Origin of the sequence: Rhizobium sp. WW_1 (assembly GCF_003610155.1) — a bacterium.
GTDB classification, from domain to species: Bacteria; Pseudomonadota; Alphaproteobacteria; order Rhizobiales; family Rhizobiaceae; genus Rhizobium; species Rhizobium tropici_A.
In genome coordinates this window covers 723,312-738,213 of record NZ_RAIN01000001.1, presented here as the reverse complement: position 1 = coordinate 738,213, position 14,902 = coordinate 723,312, and the positions used below count along the sequence as shown (strand labels likewise).

14 protein-coding genes are annotated in these 14,902 nt (G+C 61.8%); 11 read left to right on the top strand and 3 right to left on the bottom strand.

Translation table 11 applies throughout. The features are described from left to right. Positions 1-32 precede the first annotated feature (32 nt). From BJ928_RS03470 to BJ928_RS03420, 11 genes are all read left to right on the top strand, one after another. Positions 33-263, top strand: a complete 231-nt coding sequence (locus tag BJ928_RS03470) for a DUF2007 domain-containing protein (protein WP_047627815.1) — start codon at positions 33-35, stop codon at positions 261-263. 8 nt (positions 264-271) lie between these two features. Continuing rightward, positions 272-1,048 (top strand): methyltransferase, encoded by a 777-nt coding sequence (locus BJ928_RS03465; protein ID WP_047627814.1) that lies wholly within the window; start codon positions 272-274, stop codon positions 1,046-1,048. 109 nt (positions 1,049-1,157) lie between these two features. Beyond that, entirely contained in the window at positions 1,158-2,018 is an 861-nt protein-coding gene (locus BJ928_RS03460) for a S49 family peptidase (protein WP_047627812.1), read from the top strand. Between the two features lie 16 nt (positions 2,019-2,034). Continuing rightward, on the top strand, positions 2,035-2,226 hold the full coding sequence (locus tag BJ928_RS03455) for a membrane protein (RefSeq protein WP_047627811.1): 192 nt from the start codon (positions 2,035-2,037) through the stop codon (positions 2,224-2,226). Between the two features lie 119 nt (positions 2,227-2,345). Beyond that, on the top strand, positions 2,346-3,305 hold the full coding sequence (locus tag BJ928_RS03450) for a glycine--tRNA ligase subunit alpha (protein ID WP_047627810.1): 960 nt from the start codon (positions 2,346-2,348) through the stop codon (positions 3,303-3,305). 208 nt (positions 3,306-3,513) lie between these two features. Then, positions 3,514-4,065 (top strand): LemA family protein, encoded by a 552-nt coding sequence (locus tag BJ928_RS03445; RefSeq protein WP_047627809.1) that lies wholly within the window; start codon positions 3,514-3,516, stop codon positions 4,063-4,065. Positions 4,066-4,152: 87 nt separating this feature from the next. Further along, positions 4,153-5,409, top strand: coding sequence for a 3-phosphoshikimate 1-carboxyvinyltransferase (gene aroA / locus BJ928_RS03440; protein ID WP_183079373.1), 1,257 nt, complete (start codon positions 4,153-4,155; stop codon positions 5,407-5,409). Between the two features lie 92 nt (positions 5,410-5,501). Then, positions 5,502-7,439: a DUF2207 domain-containing protein gene (locus BJ928_RS03435; RefSeq protein ID WP_047627808.1), complete on the top strand. Its 1,938-nt coding sequence runs from the start codon at positions 5,502-5,504 to the stop codon at positions 7,437-7,439. Between the two features lie 181 nt (positions 7,440-7,620). Then, the gene (locus tag BJ928_RS03430) at positions 7,621-8,076 is read left to right on the top strand and encodes a DUF559 domain-containing protein (protein WP_245432221.1); all 456 of its coding nucleotides are present in this window, start codon (positions 7,621-7,623) and stop codon (positions 8,074-8,076) included. A 1-nt stretch (position 8,077) separates the two neighbouring features. Continuing rightward, the gene (glyS, locus tag BJ928_RS03425; protein WP_047627806.1) at positions 8,078-10,192 is read left to right on the top strand and encodes a glycine--tRNA ligase subunit beta; all 2,115 of its coding nucleotides are present in this window, start codon (positions 8,078-8,080) and stop codon (positions 10,190-10,192) included. A 14-nt stretch (positions 10,193-10,206) separates the two neighbouring features. After that, positions 10,207-10,701 (top strand): DUF523 domain-containing protein, encoded by a 495-nt coding sequence (locus BJ928_RS03420; protein ID WP_047627804.1) that lies wholly within the window; start codon positions 10,207-10,209, stop codon positions 10,699-10,701. Between the two features lie 74 nt (positions 10,702-10,775). Here BJ928_RS03420 and BJ928_RS03415 read toward each other — a convergent pair whose 3' ends face one another. The 3 genes from BJ928_RS03415 to purD all read right to left on the bottom strand — a co-directional run bounded on the left by BJ928_RS03415 (position 10,776) and on the right by purD (position 14,750). Further along, positions 10,776-12,590, bottom strand: coding sequence for a methyl-accepting chemotaxis protein (locus BJ928_RS03415; RefSeq protein WP_047627803.1), 1,815 nt, complete (start codon positions 12,588-12,590; stop codon positions 10,776-10,778). 368 nt (positions 12,591-12,958) lie between these two features. Further along, on the bottom strand, positions 12,959-13,369 hold the full coding sequence (locus tag BJ928_RS03410; RefSeq protein ID WP_047627802.1) for a plant virulence effector HPE1-like domain-containing protein: 411 nt from the start codon (positions 13,367-13,369) through the stop codon (positions 12,959-12,961). Positions 13,370-13,481: 112 nt separating this feature from the next. Next, positions 13,482-14,750: a phosphoribosylamine--glycine ligase gene (gene purD / locus BJ928_RS03405; protein WP_047627800.1), complete on the bottom strand. Its 1,269-nt coding sequence runs from the start codon at positions 14,748-14,750 to the stop codon at positions 13,482-13,484. Between the last annotated feature and the right edge of the window lie 152 nt (positions 14,751-14,902).

Genomic DNA, 14,902 nt, shown 5'->3' with positions numbered 1-14,902 from the left:
GTCGCGTAAATTTGACAGGAATTCTAAGGCTTATGCACGAGCTGATCCGCACTAATGATCCCGTTCTGCTCTCTTTTGCGGAGAGCCTGATGAAGGATGCCGGGATTCATTGCTTCGTTGCGGATCAGGCCATGAGCATTCTGGAGGGATCGCTCGGCATGCTGCCCCGCCGCTTTCTGGTGGAAGAAGAGCGCGCCGATCAGGCCCGCCGTATCCTGATCGATGCCGGCCTCGGCGATGAGCTGCGCCCGGCGCGCGGCTGAGGTTCGCCATGGCCGAACACCCGTCCGAAACCATCGATGCCTTCCATCGCGGCGCCTTCCATGTCGTCCAGCCTAAGGGCAGGGGGCATCGTTCGGGCATGGATGCCATGCTGCTGGCGGCGCTGGTCGCCGACGAACGCGCAATCCGCGTCGCCGATCTCGGCGCGGGAGCGGGCGCGGCCGGAATGGCGGTGGCGTCCAGGCTCGACCAAGCGGAGGTCGTGCTTTTCGAGCGTTCGCCCGACATGGCCGAGTTCGCCCGCAAAAGCCTTGCGCTGTCGGACAATGCCCGTTTCGCAGGCCGTGTCTCGGTCGTCGAGGCCGATGTCACCCTGACTGGCAAGGATCGCAACGAAGCGGGGCTCGTCGACGACAGTTTCCACCACGTCATCATGAACCCGCCCTTCAACGACGCCAGCGACCGGCTGACGCCCGATGCGCTGAAGGCCGAGGCGCATGCGATGACTGACGGCTTGTTCGAGAAATGGATACGCACGGCCGGTGCGATCATGATCCCCGGCGGCCAGCTCTCGCTCATCGCCCGGCCCGAATCCATCGGCGAGATCATCGCCGCTTGCGGCCGTCGCTTCGGCGGTATCGAAATCACGCCGATCCATCCGCGCGAGGGCGAGAATGCCGTGCGCATTCTGGTGACGGGCATAAAGGGCTCGCGGGCGAGGCTGGCGCTGCGGGCGCCGCTTACCATGCACGGCGAGGGGACGCATAAATTCTCCGATTTTGTCGACGATCTGAACAATGGCCGCGCCGCCTATCCGCGCCGATAGCCTATGACCCGCTCAAGGATCGGAGCATGAAATGCGATCCGCAATGTTGCGTTTGCCGTTTCCGTGCATACATCACGGGGCAGCAGACATCATGATGCAGGGATGACGAATGGTTGAGTTCTTGAGACGCATGCTTCCGAAGCGCTTTCGCAAGGAGGGGGTCATCGTGCCCGTCGTCCGTCTGAGCGGCGTTATCTCGTCCGGCGGCGGCCCGCTGCGGCAATCGCTGAACCTTGCAGGCGTGTCACAGGCGCTCGAAAAGGCGTTCAGCATGAAGACGGCTCCGGCAGTCGCCATCGTCGTCAATTCGCCTGGTGGATCTCCGGTGCAGTCGAGGATGATCTACAATCGCATCCGCGATCTGGCGGTCGAGAAAAACAAGAAGGTCCTGGTCTTCGTCGAGGACGTGGCTGCCTCCGGTGGCTACATGATCGCGCTTGCGGGCGATGAGATCATCGCCGACGCCACCTCCATCGTCGGCTCGATCGGCGTCGTCTCCGGCGGCTTCGGTTTTCCGGAGCTGTTGAAGAAGATCGGCGTGGAGCGCCGCGTCTATACGGCCGGTGCGAACAAGGCGATCCTCGATCCCTTTCAGCCGGAGAAGGAAAAGGACATCGAATATCTGAAGAGCCTGCAGCTCGAGATCCACAAGGTCTTCATCGACATGGTGCTTGAACGTCGCACAGGAAAGCTCTCGGCGGACGAGACCGTATTCTCCGGCCTGTTCTGGACCGGCAGCCGCGGACTGGAGCTTGGCCTGATCGACGGCCTCGGCGACATGCGTCAGGAATTGAGGAAGCGCTATGGCGACAAGGTGAAGCTTGTGTTGGTCACCGCGCCGCGCAGCCTTTTCGGCCGCAAGGCTCCGGGTATTTCGCTTGGTAGCATGGATGGCCTCGGTGCCGGCATTGCGTCCGGGCTTGCCGAAGCGGCAGAGGAAAAGGCATTGTGGGGTCGGTACGGGTTGTAATCGGGAGCGCTGGGTGATGCCCCAGATCATCTTCTTCATCGTCGCAGTCGGCGGTATCTGGTTCTTGTATCGGCGCTTCGTGCGCGATGCCCAGAGGCTTGCCGAGAAATCCCGCCGCGCCGAAACGGAACGCCGGACCGGCGCCATGGGAACGCTGGTGAAGGACCCGAAGACCGGTGAATATCGCGTGAAGCGCGAGGACGAATAAAACTGATATGCCTCGGTGAGGCGCGCTGCATCGCCGTTTGCACTGCAAAGCCTTGACCCATTCGCCCCGTCGTGGCACCTGTCCGCCAATCCATTCGCTAGCGGAAGAAATCAGTTCCCATGACTGCCAACGTGCCCGACCACATGAACCCGAAGCGCTCCTTTCAGGCGTTGATCCTGACGTTGCACAATTACTGGGCTGACAAGGGTTGCGCGGTTCTGCAGCCTTACGACATGGAAGTCGGCGCCGGCACGTTCCATCCCGCCACCACGCTGCGCTCTCTTGGTCCGAAGCCGTGGCGGGCAGCCTATGTCCAGCCGTCGCGCCGCCCCTCCGACGGCCGCTACGGCGAGAACCCCAACCGCCTGCAGCACTATTATCAGTATCAGGTCATCCTGAAGCCCAATCCGCCGAACCTGCAGGAGCTCTATCTCGGCTCGCTGAAGGCGATCGGTCTCGATCCGCTGCTGCATGACATCCGTTTCGTCGAGGACGACTGGGAAAGCCCGACGCTCGGCGCATGGGGTCTTGGCTGGGAATGCTGGTGCGATGGCATGGAAGTCTCGCAGTTCACCTATTTCCAGCAGGTCTGCGGCATCGAATGCGCGCCCGTTGCCGGCGAGCTGACCTACGGCCTGGAGCGTCTCGCGACCTATGTTCAGGGCGTCGACAGCGTCTATGACCTCAATTTCAACGGCCTCGAAGGCGAAGACAAGATCACCTATGGTGATGTCTTCTTGCAGGCCGAGCAGGAATATTCCCGGCATAATTTCGAATATGCCAATACCGAGATGCTGCATCGCCACTTCATCGATGCCGAGAAGGAGTGCCAGGCACTGTTGGCGGCCGGCGCACCGGGCGACAGCGAAAACCATCGCCTGCATAAATGCGTCTTCCCGGCCTACGACCAGTGCATCAAGGCTAGCCACGTCTTCAACCTTCTCGACGCCCGCGGCGTCATCTCGGTGACGGAACGCCAGAGCTACATCCTGCGCGTGCGCACGCTCGCCAAGGCTTGCGGCGAGGCCTTTCTGCTGACCGACGCCGGCGGCGTCAACTGGAACCAGCAGGCCGCCTGAACCTTGCAATGTCCCGGAGCGCATTTGCCTATGCGCTCCCCATGGACCGCGGCTTGTGCCAGATGCCTTCGCGGCAGCTTTGGGTGGATTTCCCCAGGATTGGGTTGTATTGGCCCGACCTTGAGCCGTCGTCACGGCTAAAGCCGGGTGACATTGCCAGCAAATCTGCCTAGTGTCCCCGTGGTTGCAGTCGCCCCGGGGATTTCAGATGCTTATTCTTCTAGCGATCATAGTTCTGGCCGCACTCTATGTCGTCTTCATCTACAATGGGCTCGTTCGCGCGCGACAGGTCGCGGAAGAGGCGTGGTCTGGCATCGACGTGCAGTTGAAGCGCCGCGCCGATCTCATTCCCAATTTGGTCGAGACGGTCAAAGGCTATGCCGGCCACGAAAACAAGACGCTCATCGAGGTCACTCAGGCGCGGACCGCGGCGCAGGCCGTGCCCGCGGGCGATGTTGCCGGCCGTGCCGCCGCCGAAGGTATTCTCAGCCAGGCGCTCGGCCGCCTGATGGTCGTGTCCGAAGCCTATCCCGACCTGAAGGCCAATACGGGCTTCGTCGAGCTGCAGCAGTCGCTGGAGAGGACGGAAAACGAGATCCAGATGTCGCGCCGCTATTACAACGGTGCCGCGCGCGATCTGAACGTCAAGGTCGAAACCTTCCCGAACAATCTCATCGCCGGCCCCTTCGGCTTCGTCAAGAAGGCCTATTTCGAGATATCAAACGAAGCGGACCGCGCCGTTCCCACGGTAAAGTTCTGAGATTTCCGCTATCGGTTTTTCATGTGAGGCGGTAAAGGATGCCGACCGACGGCCATCGGCCGCCTTACTGACTGACCAAAGAGAATGATGATGGGTAGAGCCAAACTCACGATTATCCCGCCGGGTAAGCCTTTGACCGGACGCGCCATGCCGCCTGGATCGAAGTCGATCACCAATCGCGCACTGCTGCTCGCAGGCCTTGCCAAGGGCACGAGCCGGCTGACTGGCGCGCTGAAGAGCGACGATACCCGTTATATGGCGGAAGCGCTGCGCGCCATGGGCGTTGTCATCGACGAGCCCGACGACACCACTTTCATCGTGACCGGCCGCGGCAAGCTGCAGGCGCCTGAGACCCCGCTTTTCCTCGGCAATGCCGGCACGGCGACACGCTTCCTGACGGCGGCCGCCGCGCTGGTCGACGGCAAGGTCGTCGTCGATGGCGATGCCCATATGCGCAAGCGGCCGATCGGCCCGCTGGTCGACGCACTGCGCTCGCTCGGCATCGATGCATCGACTGAGACCGGCTGCCCACCCGTAACAATCAATGGCACAGGTCGTTTCGAAGCAAGCCGCGTGCAGATCGATGGCGGCCTGTCCAGCCAGTATGTTTCGGCGCTGTTGATGATGGCAGCCGGCGGCGACCGCGCCGTCGATGTCGAGCTGCTGGGCGAGCATATCGGTGCGCTGGGTTATATCGATCTCACAGTTGCAGCCATGCGCGCTTTCGGCGCCAAGGTCGAGCGCGTGAGCCCCGTCGCCTGGCGTGTCGAGCCCACTGGCTATCATGCCGCCGACTTCCTGATCGAGCCGGATGCTTCTGCCGCGACCTATCTCTGGGCGGCGGAAGTGCTTGGTGGCGGCAAGATCGATCTCGGCACGCCGGCAGAGCAGTTCTCGCAGCCGGATGCGAAGGCCTATGATCTGATCTCGAAATTCCCGCATCTGCCCGCCGTCATCGATGGTTCGCAGATGCAGGACGCCATCCCGACGCTCGCCGTTCTCGCCGCCTTCAACGAAACGCCTGTGCGCTTCGTCGGCATCGAGAACCTGCGCGTCAAGGAATGCGATCGTATCCGCGCGCTCTCAAGCGGCCTGTCCCGCATCGTTCCGAACCTCGGCACGGAAGAGGGCGACGACCTCATCATCGCCTCCGATCCGAGCCTCGCCGGCAAGACCCTGCCCGCAGAGATCGACAGCTTTGCCGATCATCGCATTGCCATGAGCTTTGCGCTTGCCGGCCTCAAGATCGGCGGCATCACCATTCTCGACCCCGATTGCGTCGCCAAGACCTTCCCATCCTATTGGAACGTGCTGGCTTCGCTTGGGGTCACATACGAAGACTGACGCTCCGCCATCCCGACGGAGGGCGAGCGCAGACATATTCCTGACGCGAGGCGGCGCCGGCAGCGGCGCTGCAGCCATCCTTTGGGGGAGTGATGACACGGCTTTGCGGGTTCTTCGTGGCTCTGTGCCTTCTGCTTTGCGCAACGGCCGCTACGGCAGCCGAGATCATCACCAGTTTCGACCAGGCGATTGCCCTGCATCGTGACGGCTCCATGCAGGTCGTCGAGACAATCTCCGTCAATGCCGAGGGCCGAAACATCCGCCGCGGCATTTTCCGGGATTTCCCGCTTGTCATGACCGATGCCCAGGGCCGCGAGATCCAGGTGGATTTCAAGGTCGTGTCCGTCGAGCGCGACGGCCAGCCGGAGGATTGGCGCAGCGAGCGCGTCAAGGGCGGCGAGCGCATCTATATCGGCAACGCCGACCGTGTCCTGAACCCAGGCCCGCATACCTTCCGCATCACCTACGACACCAATCGTCAGATGCGCTATTTCGACGATCATGACGAGCTTTACTGGAACGTGACAGGCAATGGCTGGCTGTTCCCGATCGTCAATGCGAAGGCAACCGTCACATTGCCTGACGGCGTCCAGCCGCAGCAGCTTGCTTTCTTCACAGGGCCGCTCGGCGCAAACGGCAAGAATGCCAGCGCCAATGCGCAAGGCAATATCGTCACCTTCGTCACAACCAGACCGCTCGCAGCAGCCGAAGGCCTGACGATCGCCATCAAGTTGGCAAAGGGAGCGATCGCGCCGCCGAGCGGCAGCCAGCAATGGGGCTGGTTTCTCCGGGATCATCTCGACACGACCATCGCCATTGGTGGGGTGATCCTGCTCTTTGTCTATTACATGCGCAGCTGGATCGCGGTTGGCCGCGATCCTCCGGCTGGTGTCATGGTGCCGCGCTGGGACCCGCCCGAAGGCATTTCGCCGGCGCTGGTGAACTACATCGACAACAGGGGCTTCGCCAGTTCCAGCTGGACGGCATTTTCGGCAACGGCGATCGATCTGGCCGTGCGTGGCTATGTTATTCTCGACGACCTCAAGGGAAAGGTGGTCATCCGTCCCACTGGCAAGGCGGGCAGTAATCTCAGCGGTGGCGACAAGGTGCTCATGCAGGCCGCTGGTCCCTTTTCTCCGCTTGTTATTGACAAGGCGAATGGCGAGGCGGTGCAGCGGCTCGGTTCGAAGTTCCGCAGCGCGATAGAACGCGATCATCGCGGCGAATACTACAGGGCCAATTCGCTGTACATCATCGGCGGCGTCGCCCTGTCGATTGTCATTCTGGCCTCCATCGTCATCTTCGGACGATTGCATGAAAATGCCTTGCCGCTCATCATCACGCCGGGCTTCCTGTCGATTTTCGTGACCATCTTTGCCAGCTCCATCGGCCGCAGGTTCCGCAGGCATAGCGCCAGCCTCGCCCAGCGCATTCTCTCTGTCCTGATCTTCGCTTTCTTCGGCTTTGTCTTCGTCTCGATTGCCGTCAGCGGCTTGGCCGCGGCGGTTGTGCCGCTGTGGGAAGCGGGCTTGCTACCGCTGCTGGCCGGCATCGTCGGCATTTTCGCGCTCAACGTCGTCTTCTATTTCCTGATGGGCGCGCCGACGCCGCTCGGGCGCAAGATGATGGATGGCATCGCCGGTCTCAGGCAATATCTGACGCTGGCGGAACGCGACCGGATGAACATGCAGGGCGCACCGCAAATGTCTCCGCAGCATTTCGAAACGCTGCTGCCCTATGCAGTCGCGCTCGGTGTCGAAAAACCCTGGTCGAGCGCCTTCGAGACTTGGCTCGCCACGGCCGCGGGGGCAACTGCTGCGGCCGCCTATGCGCCGATGTGGTATTCCGGCAATTTCAACCCGGGCAATATCGGCGGAACGATCGGCGATTTCTCCTCTTCGATGGCATCCACCATCGCCTCGACCATTCCCGCGCCGGCATCGAGTTCTTCCTCCGCTTTCGGCGGTGGTGGTGGAGGTGGCGGCTCCTCCGGCGGCGGTGGAGGCGGTGGCGGTGGAGGCGGGTGGTAGTGAATACCCTCCCCTTGAGGGGGAGGGTCGGCCGCAGGCCGGGGTGGGGTGATTGCGGCAATCTCTGAGGCCAGACAATTGTCACCCCCACCCGCCGCTCCGCGGCGACCTCCCCCCCTCAAGGGGGGAGGTGCTTGTTCCGACAGTTCAACTTCGCTGTTTCAGCAACACGGAGATCCCAGTGCCCCAAAAGCCCTCCAAGCTCGACCGCTTCAAAGTCGCCAACAGTCGCCGCCTGCGCGCAGGTTCGACCGATGCGGAAGCCAAGCTTTGGAAGCATCTGTGGCGCATCCCGATCGAAGGCACGCATTTTCGTCGGCAGGTTCCGATGGGGCGCTATTTCGCTGATTTCGCCTGTCATCAGATCGGCCTGATCATCGAGCTTGACGGCAGCCAGCATGCGGAAGACGCGGCAAGGCGCTACGATGCCGAGCGCACCGCCTTTCTGGAGAGCCAAGGCTATCACGTTACCCGATTCTGGAATGCGGAGGTTATGGACGAGATCGAGGCTGTTCTGGATACGATATTTGCCATTGTGCAGCAGCGGCAAATTTTGCTAGCAGAGGCCGACCGTTTTCACCCCACTCCGGCACGGCGTGCCGACCCTCTCTCTCAAGGGGAGGGTGAGGAACCTTAACATGCCCGATCTCCTTCTCGAACTCCGCTCCGAGGAAATTCCCGCCCGTATGCAGCGCAAGGCTGCCGGCGATCTGAAGAAGCTGGTGACCGATGCCCTGGTCGAAGCGGGTCTTTCCTATGAGGGTGCGAGGGAATATTGGACGCCGCGGCGCCTCACGCTCGATATTCGCGGCCTGACCGCACGCTCGGCCGATGTGCGCGAGGAGCGCAAGGGCCCGCGCACCGATGCCAACGAGAAGGCGATCGAGGGCTTCCTGCGCGGCGCTGGCCTGTCCTCCATTGCCGAAGCGCAGGTGAGTAGCGACCCGAAGAAGGGCGATTTCTACGTTGCGATCATTTCCAAGCCCGGCCGCGCGGCGGAGGAAATCGTTGCTGCTGTCATGCCTGATATCATCCGCAACTTCCCCTGGGCGAAATCCATGCGCTGGGGCAAGGCCTCGGTGAAGCCCGGCTCGCTGCGCTGGGTGCGCCCGCTGCAATCGATCGTCTGCACCTTCGGCACCGAGCATGAAGAGACCGTCGTCATCCCCTTCGAGATAGACGGCATCGTCGCTTCGAACGTGACCTATGGCCATCGCTTCCATGCACCCGACGCCATCACGGTCAAGCGTTTCGAGGATTATGCCTCGAGCCTGGAAAAGGCCTACGTCGTTCTGGATGCGGAGCGCCGCAAGGACATCATCCTGCATGATGCCCGCGACGTCGCCTTTGCCAATGGCCTGGAACTGGTCGAAGACGAAGGCCTGCTGGAGGAAGTCTCCGGCCTCGTCGAGTGGCCGCAGGTGCTAATGGGCTCTTTCGAGGAGGATTACCTCTCGATCCCGTCCGAGATCATCCGCCTGACCATCAAGACCAATCAGAAGTGTTTCGTCACGCGCCCGCAGGCCGGCGAGGCGCTGTCCAACCGCTTCATTCTCGTCGCCAATATCCAGGCGACGGATGGCGGCAAGGAAATTATTCACGGCAACGGCAAGGTCGTGCGCGCCCGCCTGTCCGACGCGCTGCATTTCTGGAAGCGCGACCAGGGCGATCTGCCCGATCTCGAAACGCTGGAAGCCTCGGCTAGAAAGTTCGGCCTCGATCTGAAGAAGCCGCTCGATCAGCGTATGGCCAAGCTCGACGCGCTGAACGTTACCTTCCATGCCAAGCTCGGCAGCCAGGGCGAGCGTGTTGCCCGCATCCGGGCGCTGGCCGCTGATCTCGCCAAGATTACCGGTGCCGATGCCGCCCTGGTCGATCGCGCCGTTGTGCTGGCCAAGGCCGATCTGCGCACCGAAGCCGTTGGCGAATTCCCCGAGTTGCAGGGCGTCATGGGCCGCAAATACGCGTCGTTGCAGGGCGAGAACGCGTCCGTGGCAACGGCGATCGAAGATCACTACAAGCCGCAGGGACCATCCGACCGCGTCCCCGAGGACAAGGTTGCGATCACGGTCGCGCTTGCCGACAAGCTGGATACGCTCGTCGGCTTCTGGGCGATCGACGAGAAGCCGACTGGCTCGAAGGACCCCTATGCCTTGCGCCGCGCCGCGCTCGGCGTCGTCCGCATCCTCCTGGAGAGTGGCGTGCGCCTGCCGTTGCTCGCGACCACCAAGGATGCCGACCTCCTCGCCTTCTTCCATGATCGCCTCAAGGTCTACCTGCGCGATCTCGGCGCCCGCCATGACCTGATCGACGCGGTGCTGACGCCGGAGGCCGACGATCTGCTCATGGTCGCCCGCCGTGTCGAGGCGCTGACCGCCTTCATCACCTCTGAGGACGGCAAGAACCTGCTGGCCGGCACCAAGCGCGCCACCCAGCTTCTGGCAGCCGAAGAGAAAAAGGGCACCGTCGTTGCCGATGGCGTTTCGGACGCTCTGCTGAAGCTCGATGCGGAAAAGGACCTCTTTGCCGCCGTCAAGGCCGCCTCCGCAGAAGCCTCCGATGCGATCGCCAAGGAAGATTTTCGTTCGGCCATGGCAGCCCTTTCCAAGCTGCGCGCGCCGGTCGACCGCTTCTTCGAAGACGTACTCGTCAACGACGAAGACGCCGCCATCCGTGCCAATCGCCTGGCGCTGCTGCGCCTGATCCGTGAAGCAACCGGCACGGTTGCCGACTTCTCGAAGATTGCGGGATAAGGCATGGAGGCGCGATGACCGGAAAGATCCTCGTCAGCGCCTGCCTCATGGGCCATGCCGTACGCTACGACGGTCGTTCCAAGCCGCTCATCCATCCGGCGATCGATCGCTGGCGCGAGGAGGGGCTGTTGGTGACGATCTGTCCGGAAATGTCTGCCGGCATGGCGGTTCCAAGGCCACCGGCCGAGATTGCAGGCGGAGCCACCGGCGAGGACGTGCTTGCCGGCACTGCAAAGGTGATGGAGATCACCGGCGGCGACGTCACCGCGGAGTTTCGTCAGGCGGCGGAAAATGCGCTGGCGCTCGCACAGGAAGCCGGCTGCCGCTATGCGCTTCTGATCGACGGAAGCCCGTCTTGCGGCTCCGGCTTCATCTATGACGGCACATTTTCCGGCGATCGGCAGAGCGGCCGCGGCGTCACTGCGGCGCTGCTGCAGCAGGCCGGTATCGAGGTCTACTCCGATCGCGAGATCGACCGTCTGGTCGAACGGCTGAAATCGGCAGACTAAAGCAGCCAATCGCAGCTCAAAAGAAAACCGCCGGACGCAAGCCCGGCGGTTTCTTGTTTTCTGATCTATGCGGCTCAGGCGGCGCGGCGATGATCCGTGGCCGAGCGGCCTTCGTTGACGCGGAAGCCGCGGATGAGCGCGAGAAGATCTTCCGTATCGGCGGCAAGCGTTTCTGCCGATGCGGTGGTCTCCTCCGCCATGGCGGCGTTCTGCTGCGTGGCGGCGTCGAGCTGGTTCATCGAGGACGAGATCGAGCGCAGCGTCGTATCCTGCTCGGAGGCGCTATGAGCGATCTTCGAGACGATTTCGTTGGCGGCCTTGATCTGGTTGGAGATGCGCTTCAGTGCTTCGCCGGCCTCGCCGACGAGACGAACGCCCTGGTCCACCTGGCCGGAAGAGCGGGCGATCTGGTCCTTGATCTCCTTGGCGGCTGCCGCGGAGCGCTGGGCGAGTTCACGCACTTCCTGGGCGACGACCGCGAAGCCCTTGCCGGATTCGCCGGCACGAGCGGCCTCGACGCCCGCGTTGAGCGCCAGAAGATTCGTCTGGAAGGCGATTTCGTCGATGACGCCGATGATCTTGCCGATCTCCGACGAAGACTTCTCGATGCCGCTCATCGCCTCGATCGCCTGGGCGACCACGGCATCGCTGCGTGATGCTTCGGCACTGACTGCATGAACGCGCTTGCTGGCCTCGTCCGCGCCTTCCGCTGTCTGGCGAACGGCGACGGTCAGCTCGTCGAGTGCTGCCGAGGTTTCTTCCAGGCTGGCGGCCTGGCGCTCGGTGCGCTGCGACAGCTCGTTGGAGGCGCGGCGGATTTCTTCCTTGCTGAGGCCGATGTCGTTGCCCTTGGCATTGACGCGGCCCATCGCGGCTTCGAGATGCGAGAGCGCCTCGTTGAAGTTGTTGCGAAGGCCGGCATAGCTGGCGCCGAGGTCGCCGCAACGCACCGTCAGGTCGCCGCGAGCGAGGTCCTCGAGCGACTTGCCGATGACGGAGACGACACGAGCCTGTTCGCGGGCTTCGTCCTGCTGCTGGCGGAGGTTCTGCTCACGCTCGTTGCTGATTTCCAGCTCCTGGGCTGCTTGACGATCGGCCAGCATATGGCGTTCGCGGATCTTTTCCTGCAGTGCCTGGGTTGCCTTGGCCATCAGGCCGATTTCGTTGCGCATCTCGACATGCGGGATGGTCATCTTCACGTCTTCGTCAGCCACGGCCTTGAGAGCGGTGTGGACTTCGGCGAGCGGGCGCGTGATGCCCCGGATGCAATAAAGCGCTGCGCCGATGCCGATGACGAAAACGACGCCGCAGATGAGCAGGGCGCGCCACATCGTCGTGTTGATCTGATCCTGCAGGTCATCCATGTAGACGCCGCAGCCGAGCACGATCTGCCAAGGGTCGAAGGCGGCCGAATAGCTGCCCTTCAGGAAAAAGTCGCTGTCGGGATGGCCGGGCTTGTTCCAGTAGTAGATGGTGCGGCCGCCGCCCTTGATGCCCTTCTCGACCATTTCCTTGCTGAAATGCGTACCGTTCTTGTCGACCTGCGAGGACATGTCCTTGCCGATATTGACCGGGCTCGGATGAATGCGCTGGACGACGTTGTAGTCGAAGCCGAAGATGTAGCCTGACGGCGCGAAGCTGACATGCGACAAGACCTTGAAGGCTTCGGCCTGAGCGGCCTCATGCGTCATCTCGCCTGATTTCTCGCGCTGATAATACTGGTTCAAAACAGAGATCCCGGATTCGACCTGCGTGCGCAGCATGTCGAAGCGGTCGTCATAGATGGAATCGGCCTGAGACCTAATCTGGAAATAGGTTGCCACGGCAAAGGCGGCCATCAGTACGCCGAGCAACGCAAATAGCTGATGTGCAATCTTGAGATTCTTCATGGTGTCTCCCACAGGTAGGTAAATACCGGTGCGGTATCCTACCGCCTGTGCGATCGCCTGAGAGATCCTCAATACGCTTGCCGCCGCTCGAATGACATGCTGCTGTCCGGTGAGCAGTAAAATCGCCGTTTATGTCTAAAAAATCTTTAATTGCAGGGGGTTGGTTGCAGTGATCCGCAGATGAAACCAGGAATATGCTATGCTTAAATAAGTAATACTTATTTAAAATCAAAAATAACTTGAGCTATACAGGTGGGTATGCCAATTTTATATTTAGATATTAATTATATTATAAATATGTGGAATAGTGACCGCGTCAAAGCTTGCGGACGACCGACCAAGATCGGCTGCAAACAGCATATATACCGTTACTGACGAAGCTGAAAGTCAGAGATATCGAGCACCTTCGGCGTTTGCAAAGCCGCAGTCGTTGCCGTCAGGTCGACACCATCCATGGGCTCACCGGCAGCCGCAAGGGCTTCAGGTGTCGGCTTGCTGACGAACATGACCGGGGAGCCGCCCATCCAGGCTTCGGTGCGCACGACCCTCTTTTGGCCGTCGATGTCGCGAATGACGACGGACTGCGTGCCGAGAGCCAATGTCGGTACGTTATATTCCTTCTCGACGAGTTTTGGCTTGAGGGGAGGGCAAGAGGCGCAGCTCTTGTCCACAACGCTGCCTTTGCCGCCGATCATCGTGCCATCGATTGGCTGTATCGACGAGGCCATGGCGGAGCCGCCGGCCAGTACGCATGCCAGGGTCAGGAAGAAGGAACGCATAACAAAGAACTCCGTCTATAGTGACGAAGATATTAGCGGGCCTTTATTTCCATCCCGTCAGGAGATTAGGTAAAAATTTAATGGACGTATGATTGCGCAAGCATAGCGTTGTTTACTTCTCGCGCTCCACTGCGCGCCAGCCGATATCGTTGCGGTAGAAGCCGTTCTCCCACTTCACCTCGCCGGCCAGGGCATAGGCGCGCTCTTTTGCTTCGCCGACTGTCTTGCCTGTTGCGGTGATGTTCAGCACGCGTCCGCCGGTTGCGACCAGAGCGCCGTCCTTCCGCCCCGTGCCGGCATGGAACACCTTTTCACCGTCGCCACCTGCCGGCAGCGCCGCGATCGGCGTGTTCTTGGCATAGGAGCCGGGATAGCCCTTCGAGGCCATGACGACGGTCAGCGCCTGGTCGTCGCTCCATTCGGCCGTCACCTGATCCAGCGTGCCGTTGGCGCAGGCAAGGAGCAGCGGTAGCAGGTCGCTCTTCAGCCGCATCATCAGCACCTGGCATTCGGGATCGCCGAAGCGGACATTGTATTCGATGAGTTCGGGCCCCTTGGCGGTGATCATCAACCCGGCAAAGAAGACACCGCTGAAGGGATGGCCGCTTTCCGCCATGCCGCGCATCGTCGGTTCGATGATTTCCCTCATGGTGCGCTCGACCATGTCTGCGGTCATGACCGGGGCAGGGGAATAGGCGCCCATGCCGCCGGTGTTCGGGCCGGTGTCGCCGTCACCGACGCGCTTGTGATCCTGCGCGGTCGCCAGCGCCAGCGCATGCTTGCCGTCACAAAGGCAGAAGAAGCTTGCCTCCTCGCCGTCCAGATAGGCCTCGATCACCACCTCCGCACCGGCCTCGCCAAATGCGCCTTCGAAACAATCGTCGATCGCGGCAAGCGCTTCGTCGACGGTCATCGCGACGGTCACGCCCTTGCCCGCCGCAAGCCCATCCGCCTTGACGACGATCGGCGCGCCCTGCGCGCGCGCATAGGCTTTCGCCTTTGGGCCGTTGTTGAAGCGCTGGTAAGCGCCAGTCGGGATATCGTAGCGGGCGCAGATATCCTTGGTGAAGCCCTTGGACCCTTCGAGCTGGGCTGCTGCAGCGGAGGGGCCAAAGACGGCAATGCCGGCGGCGCGCAGTGCATCCGCAATGCCGGCGACCAGAGGCGCTTCCGGACCGACCACGACGAAGTCGATGGCCTTTTCCTTGCAGAAGGCAACGACGGCATCGTGATTGTCGATATCGAGCGCCGCAAGCGTTGCATGCTCGGCAATGCCGGGATTGCCCGGCGCCGCATAGAATTCCGTCATGAGAGGCGATTGCGCCAGTTTCCAGGCCAATGCGTGCTCGCGTCCGCCCGATCCGATCAACAGAACTCTCATGGTTTGCCCTTTCATTGCGTCCTTTGCGCGGTTAAGGGGGGTTGGGCCAAAGGTCAAGCGGCAAATCCTGTGGAGGCAGGGCTGGCAACATTGCCATGCCCTTTTATCCCGCTAAAGCGGAGGCGGCTTTCGCCTCGCGCCATCTCCGTGCC